Below are 19,190 nucleotides of genomic sequence, written 5' to 3' on the forward strand. Positions count from 1 at the left end.
CGCCCCGTTACGCCGCGGCGGCCTTGAGCGCGTCGCTCGAGGCTCGGCTCGTCGCTCACTCCGCCGCCGGCTCGTCCGATCCGGCTCGCCGCTCTCGACCGCGCTTCCGGCCGGCGCGCCAGTGGCCGTAGAGGGCGCGGACGAGCGCGCCGAGTCCCAGCAGGAGGACGAGCAGGTTGACCACACCGCCGACGAACGGGATCGGAAGCCGGCCGAGGGCAGCGCCGGCGACCAGCCCGACGATGAGCGCGAGCCAGCGATTGCCCAGCCCGACCAGCGAGAGGAGCCACGCGGCGACGGCGAAGCGCCCGTAGATGGTCCCGATCCACAGCAGCAGGCCGAACGCGAAGCCGCCCACGAGCGACAGCGGAAGCCCGATGACGGTGATCGCGAGCGCGATCAGGAGGACCGGGATCCCAACGGACACGAGCAACCCGACGAGCCCGGAGCGAATGGGACCCGATGCGACGCGGTCGGCGACCCCGTCGGAGAACCGCGGGAACAGCGCGAGCAATGCGGCTCCGAGTAGCAGGTTCACTGCCAGCGCGTAGGCCGTGAACAGCCACGATGCGAAGGGCTGAATCGTCGGTGCGACGTCGACGCCGAGCGAGGAGTCCTCGACGATGTCGCCCGCGACCGCGTCGGTGTTCCCTTCGAGGTCGCCGTCGTACCGGAGATCGCCCGCGATCGAGGCGCTCTCTCCCAGCCGGATCGTTTCCGCACCGATTTCGGCGTTGCCGTCGATCGTGCCGTCGATCGTCGCGCTCCCGACGCCGGCCGTGAGGTCCTGGCCGACGGTCCCGTTCTCGGTGAGTATCAGACTCCCCGCGCCGACATTCACGTCGCCCTCGACGGGTCCCGCGATAGTCACGCTCCCGCCGGCCGCCTCGAGATCGCCGCCGACCGAACCGGTCGGTTCGATCCGCACGTCGCCCCCGACGGCGCTGACATCGTTGGTGACGGTCCCGCGGACGACGACTGAGCCGGCGATCCCCTCGAGGGTATCGACCGTCTCGCCCTCTTCGACGACGATCGTTCCGCCGGTTTGCCCGTTGCTCTGTGCGGCGACCAGCACCGGAACGGTGCCGACGACGGCGAAGACGACCACTGCGATGACGACGAGCCGCGATCGTGTGCTTGAGCCAACCATTGCGCGTGCTCCTTCTTCGAGCAGGGTGTAAAACCCGACACCACGGTGTCAGGGACGAAAACGGTCCGGTCTCGTGATCGGTTCGCCACCCCTGGACTGTCGGCGACGCGATCCGATGGCGACCTTCGGTCGTTTTATCTTGCGGCCCCACCTTCGACCGGTATGAGCGAGGCCGACGCCGAGGCGGCGGAGCCAACACCCGGCAAAACCGAAGTCTGGATCGAGAAGTACCGCCCGGAGCGACTCGACGACATCAAGGGCCACACGGACATCGTTCCGCGGCTCAAAAACTACGTCGAGCAGGACGATCTCCCCCACCTCCTTTTTGCAGGGCCGGCCGGCACGGGAAAGACGACAGCGGCGAAAAGCATCGCTCGAGAGGTCTACGACGACGACTGGCAGGAGAACTTCCTCGAACTCAACGCCTCCGATCAGCGGGGGATCGACGTCGTTCGCGACCGGATCAAGGACTTCGCCCGCTCGAGTTTCGGCGGCTACTCCCATCGCATCATCTTCCTCGACGAGGCCGACGCCTTGACCTCCGACGCCCAGTCCGCGCTGCGCCGGACGATGGAGCAGTTCTCGAACAACACCCGATTCATCCTCTCGTGTAACTACTCGAGTCAGATCATCGACCCGATTCAGTCCCGCTGTGCGGTCTTTCGCTTTACCGAACTCTCCGCGGACGCGATCGAAGCACAGGTACGCGAAATCGCGGCCACCGAGGACATCGCGGTGACTGACGACGGCGTCGACGCGTTAGTCTACGCGGCCGACGGGGACATGCGCAAGGCGATCAACGCGTTGCAGGCCGCCGCGGTGATGGGCGAAACCGTCGACGAGGAGACCGTCTTCGCGATCACCGCCACCGCCCGCCCCGAGGAGGTCGAGGCCATGGTCGACCACGCCATCGACGGCGACTTCACCGCTGCCCGTGCCGCCCTGGAGGACCTCTTGACCGAGCGCGGGCTCGCCGGCGGCGACGTCATCGACCAACTCCACCGGTCGGCCTGGGAGTTCGACGTTCCCGAGCGGGCGACCGTGCGGTTGCTCGAGCGACTCGGCGAAGTCGACTACCGCATTACCGAGGGCGCAAACGAGCGCCTGCAACTCGAGGCGATGCTGGCGTCGCTGGCGCTCGAGACGGACGCCTGATCGGCGGTCGACCCCCCGGCTAGTGGCCGTCGCTGGCGTCGACGCTGCGGAACGCGACGGCGATACGTCCGTCGTCCGCCGCAACGCCGACGGTCCAGCCGTGGGCGTCGGCGATGCGCTCGACAGTCTCGAGTCCGAAGCCGGTGCCGTCGGCCGCGGTCAACTGGTCGGAGTCGGGCTCCGTCTCGATCCTGCCGTCGGCGGCCGCGGCGTCGGGTTCGGCGTCGCGTCGCGCGACGTAGAACCCGTCATCGGTTGCACCGACGGTGACGACCGCCGTCTCGGCCGGCGTTTCGTCGCCGCTTTTCGTTCCGCAGTCGCTCCTCTCGGCCGTGTCGATCATGGTCCCCAGCAACTGCTCGAACAACTCCCGTAGCCGCGCCTTGTCCGCCTCGAGCACGCGGTCGTCGGCCGTGTGCGTCACGAGCCGTGCATCGCCGGTCTCGACGGTGACCCAGGCCCGCCGCGCGACGTCGTGGATGGCGACGGGTTCGGTCTCGACGAGCACGTCGTCCCGCCGGACGATCGAGACGAGCCGATCGACGAGTTCCCGCAGCCGCTCCTGAGCGTCGTCGACCTCCGCGAAGTGTTCGGCAGCGCCGGTTTCGGCGGCGAGTTCGAGGTAGCCACGGGCGACGTTCAGCGGCGTCCGCATCTCCTCGTCGACCAGCGTCTCGATCGTCTCGAGTCGGGCCTCGGCGGCGGCGACTTCCCGCTCGCGGCGGCTCGTCTCGGTCACGTCGCTGTAGACGAGCAGCCCTTCGGGAGTATGAGCGTCGGATGCCCCCCCGTCGCTCGCGCCAGCGTCGACCGGTACCAGCGTCAGCAGGAACTCGCGGACGCCGTCGACGGTTTCTCGACGACTGTCGAGCTGGCAGCGCTCGCCCGCCCGGAGCGACTCGAGCAGCGCCGCCCGTCGGTGTTCGAGTCCCGGCGCGACGGGCTCCTCGCCGCCGACCCCCTCTGGAGCGGTCCCGAAGACCTCGTCGAAGGCGTCGTTGCTGTCCCGGACGAGCACCCGTCCGTCGTCGATTTCGTAGCGGACCGCCGGCTCCGGGATGGTCGCGAACAGCGCACGGAAGCGGTCGCGTTCGTCGGCGAGGCGGTCGCGCTCGGCCGCCAGCTCGTCCCGCTCGCTGGCCAGTCGGTCGCGGTCCGTCCGCAGCCGATCGCGCTCCCGCTGCAGTTGCTCGCGGGCCGTCCTGTGGCTCGCGTCGGCATCGATCCGCTCGAGGACCGCGGCGGCGACGCGACACCACGCGGCCAGCGAGTCACAGTCGCGGTCGTCGAACGCGGCCGCCTCCTCGGCGGCGACCTGCAGGAGTCCGATATCGCCCACCGGAACGCAACACAGCGACGTCACCCCGTCGAGGGGGGCCGTCAGTCGGTCGTCACTGTCGATCTCGTCGATCCGAAGCGTCTCACCGGTTCGAAGGGTCTCGTCGAGGACCCCGTCGCGCGAGATCGGCTCGAGGTCGTCGTCGGAGACCCCCAACGCGGTCGCTCGGGGAGTAAACTCCCCGAAGTGGACCGTCGAGAGCCAGCAGGTCTCGCAGTCGAGGGCGTCCGCCGCAGTCTCGACCAGTCGTTCGAAGAGTCGGTCGCGGTCGCGACAGGCCGCCACCTCGGGGACCGACTCGAGGAAGCGCTCGGCGGGTCCGGGGGTCGACGCGGCGCGGTCGGCGCTCACCGCGTCCCCGGTCTCACGACAGACCCACTCGATCTCGTCCGCGAGGTGGGCGACGGCGTCGTCGGTGTCCCGGCGGACGTAGCCGTCGATGCCGTCTGTCGACCGCGCGGCCGTCGGCGCGAACGACGGCTCGGTAAAGAGGATCACCGGCGTCGAGCCACAGCCCTCGATCACCTCGAGCAGCGAGGCACCCGCGGCCGTCGTCGGCGTCTCGGCGAAGACGACGCAGTCGGCCTCGGGGGCCCAGTTCCGGACGCGATCGACGGCCGTCACGGCGTGGACCGACCGCTCCGGCCCGGCCTCGACCCCCTCGAGAGCGCCAGCGCCGTCGCTGGCAGCCGCCTCCGCGTCGGCCACGTAGAGCACTGTTCGCGGTCGCTGGGTCGCTGTCGCCGTCGTCATCCCCTCGCCGTTCAATTGTCTATGTGCTGTGACCGTCCGTCAGGATAAAGCTTTGCCGTCCGTCCCGGACCGCGTTTGGGGACGCGTGAAAACGCCCTGCTTCACCGTTCACGCGTCCCTACACACGACGGTCGATTACCCCGATCTCGTCAGGCTCCGGCCCGATCACGACGCGATAGCCGGCATAGTCGAAGCGAACGGTCACGTCCGGGTTCGACTCGAGGACGGCAGTCAGCGCGTCGGGATCGACGGCCTCGTACAGCGGGGGGAGGGCTGCCGGGGCACAGCCCTTACGGGCCGCGATACGATCGAGAGCCGTGGCGAGTGCTGGATGCATGGGTATCGTGCTCGGGGTCTTCGACGAGCGAGAGCGCGAACGTCGTCTCGCAGTCGGGGCAGGTCGTCGTGTCGTCCGTCGGCGCGAGACGGATGTCTGTACCACAGTCGCAGCGGAGTGTGATGCTCGAGACCATATGTGTAGCTCCGTGTACAGGCCCCGACGCGACAGGAAGCGATCCGGCGAGCGAGCCAGCGAGGGTTGCGACTGGTCGACGGACGTCGGCAGGTCTTTATTTCGCCAACGCCAATGGTGGATTGCTCCCGCTACGCGGGGGCGGATCGTTGAGCCGGAGTGCTTGGTTGGATGCTGTGGCACTCCGGCTTGGCGCACTTTCGTGCGCATCCGTGCGGTACGCAATCTATCCGAAAGAACGTTAGGATACTGATCGGTTGGGATCGACGCCCGACGTCGCGCGACCGCGCGCTCGAGGAGGGCGGTGACCGAGACGGTCATCGCGTGGGCGAAGCCGTCGATCGGCGTACGATATGGATCATCTGCGGGAAATATTTATATAGACGTATCTTTTCTTTGAATAAAATGTACCCGCATCCCGACGACCGGACCCGACGGTGTGGCCCCGCGACTCGAGGGGGTGGCTAAATGCGAGAGAAACAGCGGCGCACGCGGTCATCGGCATCGGACGCCGACGAACCGGCGGCCGAAACGCAGTCAGCCACGCGGACCGCCGACCATTCCGAGCGCGATCCCCGTCCGCTGGCGGAACAGTCGCCAGCGGCGCACCCGGCCCCAGCACAACCGGACACCGCAGTGCCGGAGGCAGCGACCGTCCCCGACGGCGTCGCGGTCCCGTCACCCGGCGACCGCGCCCGCCGCAAACGCGAGCGGAACATCCAGCGCTCCCTCGCGGGGACCGACACTTCGCGTGACGATGTCCCCGAGCAGGTACTGGCCGTTATCGGCAGCGGCGGCATGCCCCTGGACCTCAGCCTCCGACGCCCTCTCGAGGAACGGATGGACGCCGACTTCTCGACCGTCCGAATTCACACGGGCGGAAAGGCCGCCGAGGCCGCGGAGGCGATCGACGCGAGGGCCTTTACCTGCGGGACCGACATCGTGTTCAATGCCGGTGAGTACGATCCTGAGTCACCGGAGGGACAGCACTTGCTGGCCCACGAACTCGCCCACGTCACACAGCAACGCAGCGGCGGTCTCACGAAATCTTTCAACAAGTGATGCGAAAACAATCAGAAGGTTTCTGAATATCCAACCATTGTCGGAGGAAGATATCACTGTTATAACGGATATTTTTGGAATTGAAAAAGAAAGTGAGGTTCGAAAAGCTGAACACAGAATACGGTGGATTCAGAAGAACCACGAAAAATTAGCTCAAATTCTATCTGGCTCGGAACCTAGTCAGGAAGAGCGGTACCCCGATTGGTACGACCCTCCGCACGATCCAGACTCGCTAGTTCTTCAATTCATTTCTAGCGGTGATATGAATGATGATGTTGAGATGCTACGAGCGCACGGAAATGACAACCAAAATGGGTATTGGCTCATCCCTCCGGAAGAGGTTGGTGGGCTAGATCCAACTGAGATAGATAACGTGACAGCAGAAGAACTACAAAACAATCTGGCTCTTCCGGAACGTCCAAAATACATCTCAACGGTTACAGTCCCTGCAGAAACAGCAATGCGTATAAGCACCATCAAGCCGAATTTTGGCCAGAACGGGGGCTGGCCGCAGGTCGAACTTGAAACTCGTCTAAGTGATGATGCATACGAGATCACGAAAACATTTGAAGAGTCTAGTGACGAACCAAGAGGTAAATCGCCATGACAACTGTAAGCGTTGATGGGAAAGAGTTGACGATTGGGGAGACAACGGTTACTCTCCGCCACCCAATAAAGGAGACAGTTCGAGTTAATGATGTAGTCGTGGTATTACTCGATGTACCGATCGGAACGATAGATAATCAGAACGTTATAGCCTTCTCGAAAAATGGAGATCGTCTTTGGGAAATAGAACCGATTAGTGACGACCCGACTGCAGACCAAGCATATGTTAATATATATATAAATGAGCGTGGTGTTTGGGTTGTAAACCCAATCGGTGCACGATGTCGGGTCGACGTAGAGACGGGAATTCTAGTGGAAAAAGAAATAACGCGTTGATCTACGGTCTTATTGAAACTGATTAAATTACTAAAATCGATTCAGCGACGGCGAGTACGATCCTGAGTCGCCGGATGGAGCACTTGCTGGCCCACGAACTCGTCCACGTCACACAGCAACGCAGCGGTGCGACGATCAGCATGATGCCCCGGGAAGGGGCTGATCTCGAGATCGATCCCGATCCGCGCTTGGAACGGGAAGCCGATGATGCGGCGAGGGCTGCGCTCTCCGACGAACCACTGACGATCAGTCGGATGGGGACGACTGTCCATATCCAGCGGCACCACGACGATCAGATCCGACGGGAGAACGGAAAGTTTGGACCGCTAAAAGAGGAGATCGCTGCACAGCGAACCGAACGCAAGGAGAAACCCTACGGATACGAGAGACGTCCTGACTACGCACCGGGACAGCGAGAAGCGGTGTGGAACAGGTGGCAGGATCCTGATGGCGATGTGCTTTGTGCAGTTGAGGGCATACCGCTTGATCGGGATAACTGGTGCATGGGGCACAAACCCAGGCGAGAGTATCGGTATCTGGTCGAGTACTATCTGAGAGGAATCATTTCCCGTGAGGAATTCTTAGCAGAGTATAGAAACCCTGACCATTATCAACCGGAATGTCCACACGCGAGTAGTTCCGGAAAACATGAAGAAAACGGACAGTATTGGAAAAAGAAGTGGGGGCCACTGGAGTGATAACCTATGACTGACAATGAGTCCGACGATCTGTACAGTAGTACCGACATCGAGAATGCGATTATTCTGGGCGAGAGAGGGACATTCGACGACCTCATCGACGACGCTGACCTGACGCATCGAGCTAATAATGGGAATACGCTCTTACACGAGGCGGCTGGCTCAGGTCGCCCAGACATAGCCAGGGAACTGATTGATCGAGGAATCGACCTTGATGCTCAGAACGACGGGGGCCTCACCCCGTTGCTTACTGCTTTGGAAGTTGAAAACTATGACACAGCGAAGGTGTTGCTTGAGGAGGGTGCGAATCCGAATACCTTCGATAATAACGGGAGATGTGCACTTTCGATGGCGGTGACGAGAGGACAAAGAGGTGATAAATTAAAAATGCTCCTCGAGCATGGTGCTGATCCGACGGCATCGGATCAGTCTGGAGAATCGGTGCTGGAGTGGTTGAGACGGATCGGGAAAACGGACGTAGCAGAGCTGATGGAATCCTATACTGAGGAATAGGTCCGACTCGATTATGACCTGTGTAACACGTGTGGCTCTCGCATGCATTGTCCTCTCCCGTGAGGGATTCCGTGACGAGTCTAGAAATTCGGATCGCTAGCGGCCAGAATGCCGTCGTGTAAGTAGTGACAGTGGACTGACTCGACTGCTGGATAGACAAGTGGGGGCCACTGGAGTGATCACGTCGCTGTGCGTTGCTTTCGATAAACTAGACGCGTGTTGCGGCCGATCACGTTCGTGTCGGACGATCCTTTCGCGGCGTCAGTTGCGGAACTGTTTTACGCGCTGCAGGGTCAATACACGCGTAATGAGCGAACTAGAGGAGGAGTACCGCCTCGAGTACTTCGAGGAGGAAGGATTCGAGCGCAAGGAGTGCCCGGAGTGTGGTGCTCACTTCTGGACGCGCGACGAGAGCAGGGTGACCTGTGGTGAACCACCCTGTGAAGAGTACGACTTCATCGATAACTCGGGATTCGACGAGTCGTACGACCTGACCGAGATGCGCGAGGCCTTTCTCTCTTATTTCGAGGCGAACGATCACGAGCGCATCGATCCCTACCCGGTCGCGGCGAACCGCTGGCGCGACGACGTCTTGCTGACACAGGCGTCGATCTATGACTTCCAGCCGCTGGTGACCAGCGGCGAGACGCCCCCGCCCGCGAACCCGCTGACGGTCTCCCAGCCCTGTATTCGAATGCAGGACATCGACAACGTCGGGAAGACGGGCCGGCATACGATGGCCTTCGAGATGATGGCCCACCACGCGTTCAACACGCGCGAGGATGTCGCCGAAGACGAGTACGCCTATCATGGCGAGGTCTACTGGAAGGACCATACCGTCGAACTCTGCGACGGCTTCTTCGAGTCGATGGGCGTCGATCTCGAGGAGGTCATCTACATCGAGGACCCGTGGGTCGGCGGCGGCAACGCCGGGCCCGCCATCGAGGTCATCTACCGCGGCGTCGAACTCGCGACGCTGGTCTTCATGTCGATGGAGCAAGACCCCGACGGCGAGTACGAGATGAAAGACGGGAACCGCTACAGCCCGATGGACACCTACATCGTCGACACGGGCTACGGCCTCGAGCGGTGGACCTGGGTCTCCCAGGGCACCCCGACCGTCTACGAGGCGGTCTATCCCGATATGATCGCCTTCCTCAAGGACAACGCCGGCCTCGATCACACCGACGAGCAGGAGGCTCTGATCCATCGCGCCGCGAAACTCGCGGGCCACATGGACATCGACGAGGCCGAGGACATGGAAACCGCTCGCGGCGAGATCGCAGCCGAACTCGACGTCGACGCGGCCGAACTCGAGGCCCTGATGGAACCGCTCGAGGACATCTACGCGATCGCGGACCACTGCCGTACCCTCGCGTACATGCTCGGCGACGGGATCGTCCCCTCGAACGTCGGGACGGGCTATCTCGCCCGAATGGTCCTCCGACGCACGAAGCGACTCTGTGACACGGTCGGCGTCGACGCGCCGCTGGACGAACTCGTCGACATGCAGGCCGACCGACTCGACTACGAGAACCGCGACACGATCCGCGACATCGTCCGCACCGAGGTCGAGAAGTACCGCGAGACCCTGGAGCGCGGCGGTCGCCGGGTCGAAGCGCTGGCCGAGGAGTACGCCGAGAAAGGCGAGGCCATCCCGACCGACGAACTGATCGAACTCTACGACTCCCACGGCATCCAGCCCGATATGGTCGCCGAGATCGCCGCGGAAACCGGCGCGGATGTCGCGGTTCCCGACGACTTCTACAGCCTCGTCGCGAAGCGCCACGACACGCCCGAGACGGTTACGGAGGCCGAGGAGGACGAGGACGAGCGTCTCGAGGACCTCCCCGAGACGGAGAAGCTCTACTACGATGATCAACAGCGGACCCAGTTCGAAGCGGTCGTTCTCGATGTCTTCGAGCGCGACGAGGGCTACGATGTCGTCCTGGACCAGACGATGTTCTACCCCGAAGGCGGTGGCCAGCCCGCCGACACCGGGACGCTCTCGACGGACGAGACGACCGTCGAGGTCGAGGACGTCCAGATCGAGGACGGCGTCATTTGTCACCGGACTGACGAGGACCCCGGGAAAGGCGAACTGGTCAACGGACAGGTCGACGGCGGTCGTCGTCGACAGCTCATGCGCCATCATACGGCGACCCACATCGTCATCCACGCCGCGCGGCAGGTCCTCGGCGAGCACATCCGGCAAGCCGGTGCCCAGAAGGGCGTCGAGCGGTCGCGGATCGACGTTCGCCACTACGATCGAATCGGCCGCGAGGACGTCAAGCGGATCGAGGACCGTGCAAACGAAATCGTGATGGACAACACTGCGGTCTCCCAGGAGTGGCCGGATCGCCACGACGCCGAGGCCGAACACGGGTTCGACCTCTATCAGGGCGGGATTCCGCCGGGCGAGCAGATCCGGCTGATCCACGTCGACGATGACACCCAGGCCTGCGGTGGCACCCACGTCGCCCGTACCGGCGACATCGGGGCGATCAAAGTCCTGAACACCGAGCGCGTTCAGGACGGCGTCGAGCGGCTCACCTTCGCGGCCGGCGAGGCCGCCATCGAGGCGACTCAGGAGACGGAGGACGCTCTCTACGAGGCCGCCGAAATCCTCGACGTGTCGCCCGAAGACGTCCCCGAAACCGCCGACCGGTTCTTCAAGGAGTGGAAGGCTCGAGGCAAGGAGATCGAGGATCTGACGGAGCAACTCGCGGAGGCTCGCGCCGGCGGCGCTGTCGGCGGCGAGGAAGTCGCGGTCGGCGACGCGACGGCCGTCATCGACAGGATCGACGCCGATGTCGACGAACTGCGGGCGACTGCGAACGCCCTCGTCGAGGCGGGCAAGATCGCCGTCCTCGGGAGCGGCGAGGGCAGTGCCCAGTTCGTCGTCGCCGTTCCCGACGATGTCGGCGTCAACGCCGGCGAAGTCGTCGGGGAACTCGCCGGGAAGGTCGGCGGCGGCGGCGGCGGCCCGCCGGACTTCGCCCAGGGCGGGGGCCCCAACGTCGAGGACTTGGACGACGCGCTCGAGGACGCGCCCGACGTGTTGCGACAGGTCTTGAACGCCTGATCGGTCGACGTTTTTTTCCGGACTCCGATTGTACGCCCCCAGCCGTGTCTCCGTTCAATGGGGCGTCAGTTACGCGGTCTTCGAAAGCGTGAGGACGCCGAACGCGGAGACACCGAGGGCGACCGCGGCGATCCCGGCGATGAGGAGCGTATTGGCGTAGCCGACGATCGAGGCGACAGCAACGAACACCGGCGGTCCGACAGTCGTTCCGAACTGCAGCACGCTTGTTCGGATACTCATAATGCCGCCACGGAACGCATCGGGTGCGAGTGTGTTCAGTGCGGTATCAGTAATGGGCTCCGCAAACCCCTGCCCGATACCGAACAGGAACAGTGCGCCGGCAAGGACGACGACCGAGTGGGTGAGTGCGGCGAGTGTCATCCCGATCCCGTAGGTCACAAACCCGAGCGTGATGAGTCGCGGGGGCGAGAGATGGCGAATGAGCCGGGACGACTGCGAGGATGTCAGTCCCATCGTGACTGCCGGGAGTCCGAGCAACAGCCCGATCGTTCCGGACGAAAACCCGTAGGATTCGTCGAGAATGAACGGGATGACCGTGAGCTGTGCGCCGTAGAGAATCAGGAAAATGCCGAACACAGCCGCATACAGCCCGATCGCTCTCCACAGTGGGACCGCCTGGACCGCGTTAGCGACGTAGGAGAGGCCGGACGAGCTTTCGCCCCCCTCGGGTTCGGTAAGGACCGCGGAGCCGGCAATCGCGACGACGATCCCGAGCCCGAAACAGACGAACGGGGCGGCCCACGAGAGCAGTGCGAGGCTCCCACCAAGTAGGGGGTAGCCGGCCGCGCCGATGGCGAGGATTGCCGCGTTCAGTCCGATGAGGCGGCTCCGTTGGGCTCCCGAAAACAGGTCACCGAGCAACGTCACGGTGAGACTCATAATGGCACTGCCGGCGATTCCCTGGACGACGCGGAGACCGAGAATCGTCGTGAAGCCGCCGACAAACACGACTGCAATGCCACTCACGCCGAACAGGAACAGCGCCGGGACGAGGACGCGCTTGCGGCCAACGCGGTCGGCAACGAGTCCGACGAACGGTGTGAGAACGACACCGGGCAAAGTAAACGCCGAAATGAGCAGGCTTGCCTGACTCGCCGAAATGTCCCACGCCGTCTGAATCGTCGGCAGTACCGGGCTGATGAGGGAGACGCCCATTACGCTCACGAGCGTACTCGCAAAGATGATAACGACCGTCCGTGATTGCTGCGTGTCCGTCAGTGGAGTAGATAAATGCGTTCGCATAGACGCTGTTGCTTGACACGTGTCTGCGAAAAACCTATCGAACAGTGATACCAACGGTTGGCCTCATCCGTCCGGGTTCGCCTTCACAGTCGGGAACGGCATGCTCACGGACCTGGCTCCCGACTGCGTTTTCTCGTCCCTGGGTCGTTTCCCGCGAGCCACCTCGTCGTACCGCTCCCGGTGACGCGAGCCGTCGGTTGGAATCGAAACCGTCGCCTTGCTCCACCCGGATAGTCCTCGTATGCCGACCGCATCGAACGGAGCCGTCTCGCTGTACTATGACCGCGCTGGCGAGGGCGAGCCCGTCGTCTTCGTCCCCGAGGCCGGTCTCGGCGGCTGGCTGTGGGGCTGGCAACACGCCGCCGTCGCCGGCCCCCACGAGGCCGTCGTCTGGGACCTGCGGGGAACGGGCCGCTCCGATTCGCCGCCGGGTCCCTACACCCTCGAGACGCTCGTCGCCGATCTCGAGGCGGTGCTGGCCGACTGCGAACTCACCGCCGCGCACCTCGTGGGCTGTGGCCTCGGCGGAGCGATCGCGCTCGAGGCCGCCCGGACCTCGAGTCGCGTGGAGACGCTGACGCTGTTCGGGACTGCGCCGCGGGGCGCGGCGTTCGACCTCGCGCCGCTGTTTGCCCCGCCCGACGATCGGGATGCGCTCGAGGCGTCGCTCGAGATGGCGGTCTCCCCGGCGTTTCTCGAGGCCCAGCCCGACGCGCGCGAGGGGATCGTCGACTGGCGGGCCGACGGCGACGCCGACCGGGCGGGCTGGGAGGCACAGGTCGCGGCGCTCGAGGAGTTCGACGCGACCGACTGGTTGGTCGAGGTGACCCAGCCGACGCGGGTGATCCACGGCGGCGCGGACGAACTCGTGTCGCCCGCGACCGGGAAGGAGTTGGCGCGAGGGCTGCCCCGCGGGGAGTTCCGGGCGCTCGAGGGCGCGGGCCACCTCTGTTTCGTCGAGCGCTCGCGGACGGTCAACGATCTGTTGCTGGGCGCTCTCGAGGCGCAGACGGACGAGTCCGAGTGATTCGGTCGGGCGGCGGGAGGACTCGAGAGGGAGCGTTCGCGGCGTCGGCTCGGCGACAGCGACGCTTACCCGATCGATTGTGACACCAGAGTGAGCCACGCCCTCCCCACCCGATTCGCTCGCTTACCGAGGGGACTCACTTCGTTCGCCCCTCGCACCGCTCGCTCATCCCTCGCGCTTCGAGCAGCGATTCGCCCCCCGCTCATCGCTGCTCAGCGCGCCGTCCCAGTCGTCCGTTCGGCTCCCGTTCCCGTGCTTGCGACTGAGCCCCGCCCTACTACGTACGCGAGGGTGGAAGCGACCGCCGTGACCCTCTCGCTGGCCCGCCGGGCGGACCACTTTCCCGACCGGACGGCGATCGTCGACATCTCCGAGGCCCGCCTCTCCGCGCCCGCGGCGACGATCCACGAGGATCGGGTCTCCTACGGCGAACTGTCGGCGATCGCGGCCCGAACCGCCGAACGGCTCGCCGCGCTCGAGATCGGCTCCGGCGATACGGTCTGTCTCATCACGCGAAACCGGATCGCAGTGGTGGGGCTGTTTTTCGCCTGCCGACGGCTCGGGGCGACGCTCGCGCCGGTCTCCCATCTCCTGACACCTGCATCCGTCGAGCGCCCGTTCGACATCCTCGAGCCCGAGCTCGTCGTCGCGGAGGCGGCCCAGCGAGATCTGATCCGGTCGGTCCCGTTCGACCGGTGGGTGACGCTCGAGGAGTTGTCCGAGACTGATCACGCCGGTCTCGCGGTCGACGACCGACGGCCGGGCGAGGCCCCCCTGCTCGCCCTCCACGGCCGGTCGGGACGACCGGTCGCGGGCTACGCGAGCGAGACGCTCGAGCGCAACTGCCGGACGGGGATCGCTACGTGGGGGCTGGCGGCCGACGACGTCGTCCCGCTGACGACGCCGCTTTCGGCCCCGGACGGACTCGTCCGCGTCGCGCTGTCGGTGCTGTACGTCGGCGGGACGCTCCTGCTCGATCGGGCCTTCGATCCCGGCGACGCGACGCGGGCCATCGCCGCGGAGGGAGCGACACTGTTGCCCGGCCGGCCGGCGGCCCTCCGCGATATCGCGGCCGAATCGGGTTTCGACGCGGCCGCCGACTCACTCGAGCGGGCGATCTGTGCGGCCCCGGTCGACGGGGGCGTGATCGATGCCTACCGAGACCGTGACGTACCGGTCGCACGGGTCTACGGTCGTCTCGAGTGTCCGACGGCCCTGAGTGAGGGAGTTGCCGACGATGCCCGCGTCGGCGACGCCGACGAGTCACCGGTCGGCCGCCCGGTTCCGGACTGTCGTGCCCGGCTGGTCGACGACGATGGGTCGGTCCTCGAGGGGGCAGCCGTCGGCCGCATCCAACTTTCGGGACCGGTCGTCGCCGACGGCTACGTAAACGCTGCCGGAACCGACGACGAACAGTGGCCCGAGCCGGCTCCGCTCCCGAGCGCCGAGGACGATGCCGGCGATAGCGGTTGGGTCGCCGACGGCTGGTTCGATACGGGCGATCGGGCCCGCCGGGACGACACCGGGAACTATCACCTGCCGTGAGACGCGGCGAGCCGATCCGTTCCCGCCCCCGATCTCCCGGACTCGAGTCTCGAGATGTCAGCGCGCCACTCGTCCCAGTGGCGCGTCTCGCCGTCGGCGGTCGCGGCAACCACGGCACCGGACGGAACACCTATTCTTATCGAGTGGCCACTATGGCGTAATGAGTCATCCCCGAATCGCCGTCCTGAACGCGGCTCACCGGGACGAGAACACGACGCGAAATTTCCGGCGCGAACTCGACGGCTCGCTCGCGGAGTTCGACGCCACCGACGGGACGGTCCCCGACGATTTCGACTACGACGGTGCCGTCGTCACCGGCTCCCGATCGTCGGTCTACTGGGACGACGACTGGATGCGACCGGTCAAGGAGTGGGTCGGCGAGGCGATCGACCGCGGCATCCCCTTCCTCGGGGTCTGTTGGGGCCACCAGCTGCTCGCCGAGGTCCTCGGGGGCACCGTCGAAGACATGGGCGTCTACGAAGTCGGCTACAGCGAGATCGAACACACCGGCGAGTCGCGGCTGTTCGACGGCATCGACGAGACCTTCCTGTCCTTTACCAGCCACTCCGATGCGGTCACTGCCCTTCCGCCCGGTGCCGACCCCCTCGCGGCCAACGACTACTCCAATCACGGCTTCCGCAAGGACCGCGTCTTCGGCGTCCAGTTCCACCCCGAGTACGACGCGAAAACCGCCCGCGAACTCGTCGGCCGCAAGGACCTCTCCGATGACCGCCGCGAGTCGATCCTCGCCGAGATCACCGACGAGAACTATCGCCGCTCCTGCGAGGCGAAACTCGTCTTCGACAACTTCCTCGAGTTCGTCCGCGAGGTGAAGGCCGAAGACGCCGTAGTCATGGCCGAGAGCGAGGATTCGGCGGCATCGACCGGTCGTTCCGACTGATCGTCTTTCCCTGTCGTCCGTTTTGCGCCCTGTGCTGTAGCCGTAACCACTCCTGTACGCCGGACTGTCCGTATTCCGTTCCGATTCGGGAGAAACGTATTTTTAGTGGAATCCGCTACTACTGTGTATGAGCACGTCGGTCAAAGTCACCGATCGGACGAAGTCCCATCTCGAGGAGCTACAGGCCGAGATCCGCCTGGAGACGGGCCGAAAAGTGACGCAACAGGAACTGCTCGAGCGAATCATAACCGAAACGTACGAATCAAAAGACGAACTGATCGATTCCTTCCGCGATGATTTCGAACCGCTCTCGGACGACGAAATCGAGCAGTGGTTGTCCGGCAGTTCGGACTGGGGTGTCGAAACGAACGAAGACGGGATCGATGCGGTACTGTACGGCGAATGAGCCTCCTCGTCGATACCGGTGTTTTCGTTGCCGTTCAAAACGAGCGGGACGAACACCACGAAGCAGCGACGAACGCGTTGAAAGCCGCGTTGACCGGTGAGTTTGGTGCACTATATACGAACGATTACGTGTACGACGAAGCGGTGACGCTCACCCGACTGCGGACGGGCAGTCACCGCGAAGCACGGACTGTCGGCGATCGGATCGCCGGGCGCGGTCCGTTTCCCGATCGGATCAAGATGCTGTTCGTCTCCGACGACCGATTCGAGCAAACGGTCCGCGTTTTCGACCGCTACGACGACCATGACCTCAGCTTCACGGACGCGAGCCTCGTCGCGCTCGTCGAAAACAGTGATATCGACGTTGTTCTCAGTTTCGACGACGATTTCGACGGCCTCGTCGATCGAATCGATCCGACGATGATCGGCGACGGGTAACGGGACCGCTGTTCGAACTTCCTCGTTCGATTCAAAAGGCGGATCCGATTCGTCGGCTGCCGAACCGACTGGAGACCGATTAGTCGGCGGTGACTTCGACCTGCGCTTCGTCTGCCTTGCCGATGGCCTCGACGATGAGTTCGGCCACGTCGACGATCTCGATCTCGTCCTCGAAGTCGCCGGTCTTGCGGCCGTCCTCGTACATCGTCATGCACATCGGACAGGCGACGACGAACTTCTCGATGCCGCTGCCGGCGTCGGTGTCCTCGAGCGCCTCTCGAATGCGTTCCTCGCTGGGCTTTGGCTCCTCCTCGAAGTCCATCCAGAGGCCGCCGCCACCGCCGCCACAGCAGAAGGAGTTGCTGCGGTTGCGGGGCATCTCGTCCAACGTACAGCCCGTCGCTTTGATGAGTTCGCGCGGGGCCTCGTACTCGTCGTTGTACCGGCCGAGGTGACACGGATCGTGGTAGGTGACCGTGTAATCGAGTTCGGTTCCGTTCAGGTCGAGTTTGCCCTCCTCGACCAGTTCCTCGACGGCCTGGGTCCAGTGGTAGACGTCGATTTCGCCGTCGTCGTTCCACTGGTCGTCGTACTCGAAGGGCATCATCGGGTCGTCGGCGAACTCGTCGAAGTTGACCTCCGGATACTCGTTCTTGAACGTGTTGTAGGAGTGGGGGTCCGTACAGACGATTTTGTCGAACTCGCAGTCCTCCCACGTCTCGACGTGGTGGCCGGCCAGTTCGACGTAGAGCAGTTCCTCGCCGACGCGGCGGATGTCGTTGCCATCGAACTTCTCGTCGTCGAAGAGGATGCCGAAGCTGACGTCGGCCTCTTTGAGGATCGTCGCCAGCGAACGGGCGACCTGTTTGTTGCGCTCGTCGTAGCTCGGGAAGTCGCCGACGTACCAGAGGTAGTCGACTTCCTCCTCGCGGGCGTCGGTGACGTCGAACTCGAGTTCGTCGGCCCAGTCGCCCCGGTTGCGCGGCGAGTCGCCGAAGGTGTTGCCGTTCTGCATGACGTTCTGGAAGACGTCCTGCATGCTCGAGGAGACGTCACCCTGATCGGTCTGCTGGCGGTTGAGCCGGGTGAAGCTCTTGAGGTGTTCGATCTCGACGGGGCAGGCGTCCATACAGGCCATGCAGGCCATACAGGAGTCCATCGTCTCGGAGTTGATCACCGAGGTGCCGCCGTCGGCGATGATCGGTTTCTCCTCGCCGCCGGCTGCAACCTCTTCACGGTAGGATTTCAGGTCGAGGATGACGTTCCGCGGGTCGAGCGGGCGGTCGGAAGCCTTGGCCGGACAGACCGACGAACAGCGACCGCACTTGGTACAGGCGTCCTGATCGAGGATTTCCTTCCAGGTGAAGTCGTCGATGGAGTCGGCGTTAGTCGCGTCCAGGTCCGACGGGACGTTGGGCAGGCGCTGCCCTGCTTTCTCGTCGCGCGTGACGACGTTCGCAAAGGAGGAAATCATGTGGAAAGGCTTGGCGTAGGGAATCCACGCGATGAAAAAGAAGGCGAGCAGCGAGTGGGACCACCACGTGAGCCAGTGGAGCGTCTCGGCGTTGGCACCGAGATTGGCGGACGCGCTGTACTCGGGGCCGGCGGCCACTGCGGCTTCGGTGCTCGGGAGGCCGATTCCATCGAACACCGTTGCGAGTCCGTAGCCGACGAAGCTCACGATTTCGTGGTCCGGAATCCCGGCGATGTAGATACGGAATCCCTCGAGCAGGAAGCCGCCGATGCCGAGCGCGAACAGCGTCCAGATGAAGACGTCGTCCTCGTTGGAGGTGTGTCGATCCCAGAGACGAGTGTTACGAACCCAGTAGCGGCGGTACATCGCCATTCCGATGCCGACGACGAAGAGGAGCCCCAGCGCGTCGACCATGAACTGGTAGGCGAGATAGAAGTCGCCGTTCCAAAACGACATGTGGAGGAGTTTCTTCGCGGCGTACTCCTCGGCCATCAGGATGAGCGTCGCGACGAACAGCGTCAGGAAGCCCCACAGAATAAACGAGTGCATCAGACCGCCGTAGAGGTCCCTGTTGAACTGTTTCTCGTTCGAGAGCACGATCTTGGTTGCGCTCACGACGCGGTGCTGCAGGTCATCGAGTCGGGGGAACGAATCGTCGTCCCCCGCTGCGTAGCGGGCGAACCGCTGATAGACGCCGTAGGTGAAGACGGCGATGGCGGTAAACGCAAGGAGGTAGAACACCGCGTACTCGACGCTGGTGATCCCCCAGTACGTCTCCCTGGCCACGTCCGACTGTGCGAAGGCGTTCATGTCCAATGACGGGGAGGGCTGTAACTTAATTCTTGTCACACCGTCTCGGCGACAACCCCGACGCCGTCTTGCGAAAATTTCCGCACTATTTCGAGTTTATAATTGTCGACCATGTGCGACTCGGCCGCCCAACGTGATCTGGCAACAGGCTTAAATAG

Annotated in this window: 16 protein-coding genes and 1 pseudogene; 12 read left to right on the forward strand and 5 right to left on the reverse strand. The window is 64.1% G+C overall.

The window, feature by feature from the left end; translation table 11 throughout:
• Positions 1-55 precede the first annotated feature (55 nt).
• Positions 56-1,150: a bactofilin family protein gene (locus tag FGF80_RS00065; protein ID WP_138651465.1), complete on the reverse strand. Its 1,095-nt coding sequence runs from the start codon at positions 1,148-1,150 to the stop codon at positions 56-58.
• 162 nt (positions 1,151-1,312) lie between these two features.
• Between FGF80_RS00065 and FGF80_RS00070 the strand changes: the two genes are divergently transcribed.
• Positions 1,313-2,305: a replication factor C small subunit gene (locus FGF80_RS00070; protein ID WP_006185024.1), complete on the forward strand. Its 993-nt coding sequence runs from the start codon at positions 1,313-1,315 to the stop codon at positions 2,303-2,305.
• 19 nt (positions 2,306-2,324) lie between these two features.
• Here FGF80_RS00070 and FGF80_RS00075 read toward each other — a convergent pair whose 3' ends face one another.
• Together FGF80_RS00075 and FGF80_RS00080 are read right to left on the reverse strand one after the other, a co-directional pair.
• On the reverse strand, positions 2,325-4,397 hold the full coding sequence (locus FGF80_RS00075; protein ID WP_138651467.1) for a GAF domain-containing protein: 2,073 nt from the start codon (positions 4,395-4,397) through the stop codon (positions 2,325-2,327).
• 118 nt (positions 4,398-4,515) lie between these two features.
• Positions 4,516-4,734 (reverse strand): HalOD1 output domain-containing protein, encoded by a 219-nt coding sequence (locus FGF80_RS00080; protein ID WP_006185026.1) that lies wholly within the window; start codon positions 4,732-4,734, stop codon positions 4,516-4,518.
• Positions 4,735-5,337: 603 nt separating this feature from the next.
• On the opposite strand from FGF80_RS00080, the gene FGF80_RS00090 reads away from it, so the two are divergent.
• From FGF80_RS00090 to alaS, 6 genes and pseudogenes are all read left to right on the forward strand, one after another.
• Entirely contained in the window at positions 5,338-5,931 is a 594-nt protein-coding gene (locus tag FGF80_RS00090) for an eCIS core domain-containing protein (RefSeq protein ID WP_138651471.1), read from the forward strand.
• Positions 5,932-5,968: 37 nt separating this feature from the next.
• Positions 5,969-6,538 carry a hypothetical protein gene (locus tag FGF80_RS00095; RefSeq protein ID WP_138651473.1) on the forward strand — a complete coding sequence of 190 codons (570 nt, stop codon included), beginning with the start codon at positions 5,969-5,971 and terminating at the stop codon, positions 6,536-6,538.
• Entirely contained in the window at positions 6,535-6,873 is a 339-nt protein-coding gene (locus FGF80_RS00100; RefSeq protein ID WP_138651475.1) for a hypothetical protein, read from the forward strand. The genes FGF80_RS00095 and FGF80_RS00100 overlap by 4 nt, the downstream gene beginning before the upstream one ends.
• Before the next feature lie 40 nt (positions 6,874-6,913).
• A pseudogene (locus tag FGF80_RS19715) lies at positions 6,914-7,571 on the forward strand (GH-E family nuclease); the annotation flags it as partial.
• Positions 7,572-7,577: 6 nt separating this feature from the next.
• Positions 7,578-8,084, forward strand: coding sequence for an ankyrin repeat domain-containing protein (locus FGF80_RS00110; protein ID WP_138651479.1), 507 nt, complete (start codon positions 7,578-7,580; stop codon positions 8,082-8,084).
• A gap of 307 nt (positions 8,085-8,391) precedes the next feature.
• Entirely contained in the window at positions 8,392-11,169 is a 2,778-nt protein-coding gene (gene alaS, locus FGF80_RS00115; RefSeq protein ID WP_138651481.1) for an alanine--tRNA ligase, read from the forward strand.
• A 69-nt stretch (positions 11,170-11,238) separates the two neighbouring features.
• Here the strand turns inward: alaS and FGF80_RS00120 are convergent, their stop codons facing one another.
• The gene (locus tag FGF80_RS00120) at positions 11,239-12,432 is read right to left on the reverse strand and encodes an MFS transporter (RefSeq protein ID WP_138651483.1); all 1,194 of its coding nucleotides are present in this window, start codon (positions 12,430-12,432) and stop codon (positions 11,239-11,241) included.
• Between the two features lie 241 nt (positions 12,433-12,673).
• Here FGF80_RS00120 and FGF80_RS00125 point away from each other — a divergent pair, with 241 nt between their 5' ends.
• The 5 genes from FGF80_RS00125 (at position 12,674) to FGF80_RS00145 (ending at position 16,748) form a co-directional block, all read left to right on the forward strand.
• Entirely contained in the window at positions 12,674-13,459 is a 786-nt protein-coding gene (locus FGF80_RS00125; protein WP_138651485.1) for an alpha/beta fold hydrolase, read from the forward strand.
• Between the two features lie 291 nt (positions 13,460-13,750).
• Complete coding sequence (locus FGF80_RS00130) at positions 13,751-15,004, forward strand: class I adenylate-forming enzyme family protein (RefSeq protein WP_138651487.1); 1,254 nt, start codon at positions 13,751-13,753, stop codon at positions 15,002-15,004.
• Between the two features lie 160 nt (positions 15,005-15,164).
• Positions 15,165-15,905: a type 1 glutamine amidotransferase gene (locus FGF80_RS00135; RefSeq protein ID WP_138651489.1), complete on the forward strand. Its 741-nt coding sequence runs from the start codon at positions 15,165-15,167 to the stop codon at positions 15,903-15,905.
• Between the two features lie 127 nt (positions 15,906-16,032).
• Positions 16,033-16,311, forward strand: coding sequence for a hypothetical protein (locus tag FGF80_RS00140; RefSeq protein ID WP_138651491.1), 279 nt, complete (start codon positions 16,033-16,035; stop codon positions 16,309-16,311).
• Positions 16,308-16,748 (forward strand): type II toxin-antitoxin system VapC family toxin, encoded by a 441-nt coding sequence (locus FGF80_RS00145; protein WP_006185036.1) that lies wholly within the window; start codon positions 16,308-16,310, stop codon positions 16,746-16,748. Before FGF80_RS00140 ends, FGF80_RS00145 begins: the two co-directional genes overlap by 4 nt.
• A gap of 79 nt (positions 16,749-16,827) precedes the next feature.
• Here FGF80_RS00145 and FGF80_RS00150 read toward each other — a convergent pair whose 3' ends face one another.
• A complete protein-coding gene (locus tag FGF80_RS00150) occupies positions 16,828-19,032 on the reverse strand; it encodes a (Fe-S)-binding protein (RefSeq protein WP_138651493.1) in 2,205 nt (734 codons plus the stop codon).
• Positions 19,033-19,190: the final 158 nt, after the last annotated feature.

It is taken from the genome of Natrinema pallidum (assembly GCF_005890195.1).
Lineage (GTDB): Archaea > Halobacteriota > Halobacteria > Halobacteriales > Natrialbaceae > Natrinema > Natrinema pallidum.

Excerpts from the sequence above, each read along its gene's own strand:
- alaS (WP_138651481.1), top strand. The coding sequence starts at position 8,392 with ATGAGCGAACTAGAGGAGGAGTACCGCCTCGAGTACTTCGAGGAGGAA.
- FGF80_RS00140 (WP_138651491.1), top strand. The coding sequence starts at position 16,033 with ATGAGCACGTCGGTCAAAGTCACCGATCGGACGAAGTCCCATCTCGAG.
- FGF80_RS00135 (WP_138651489.1), top strand. The coding sequence starts at position 15,165 with ATGAGTCATCCCCGAATCGCCGTCCTGAACGCGGCTCACCGGGACGAG.
- FGF80_RS00065 (WP_138651465.1), bottom strand. The coding sequence starts at position 1,150 with ATGGTTGGCTCAAGCACACGATCGCGGCTCGTCGTCATCGCAGTGGTC.
- FGF80_RS00100 (WP_138651475.1), top strand. The coding sequence starts at position 6,535 with ATGACAACTGTAAGCGTTGATGGGAAAGAGTTGACGATTGGGGAGACA.
- FGF80_RS00145 (WP_006185036.1), top strand. The coding sequence starts at position 16,308 with ATGAGCCTCCTCGTCGATACCGGTGTTTTCGTTGCCGTTCAAAACGAG.
- FGF80_RS00120 (WP_138651483.1), bottom strand. The coding sequence starts at position 12,432 with ATGCGAACGCATTTATCTACTCCACTGACGGACACGCAGCAATCACGG.
- FGF80_RS00110 (WP_138651479.1), top strand. The coding sequence starts at position 7,578 with ATGACTGACAATGAGTCCGACGATCTGTACAGTAGTACCGACATCGAG.
- FGF80_RS00075 (WP_138651467.1), bottom strand. The coding sequence starts at position 4,397 with ATGACGACGGCGACAGCGACCCAGCGACCGCGAACAGTGCTCTACGTG.
- FGF80_RS00125 (WP_138651485.1), top strand. The coding sequence starts at position 12,674 with ATGCCGACCGCATCGAACGGAGCCGTCTCGCTGTACTATGACCGCGCT.
- FGF80_RS00080 (WP_006185026.1), bottom strand. The coding sequence starts at position 4,734 with ATGCATCCAGCACTCGCCACGGCTCTCGATCGTATCGCGGCCCGTAAG.
- FGF80_RS00070 (WP_006185024.1), top strand. The coding sequence starts at position 1,313 with ATGAGCGAGGCCGACGCCGAGGCGGCGGAGCCAACACCCGGCAAAACC.
- FGF80_RS00090 (WP_138651471.1), top strand. The coding sequence starts at position 5,338 with ATGCGAGAGAAACAGCGGCGCACGCGGTCATCGGCATCGGACGCCGAC.
- FGF80_RS00150 (WP_138651493.1), bottom strand. The coding sequence starts at position 19,032 with ATGAACGCCTTCGCACAGTCGGACGTGGCCAGGGAGACGTACTGGGGG.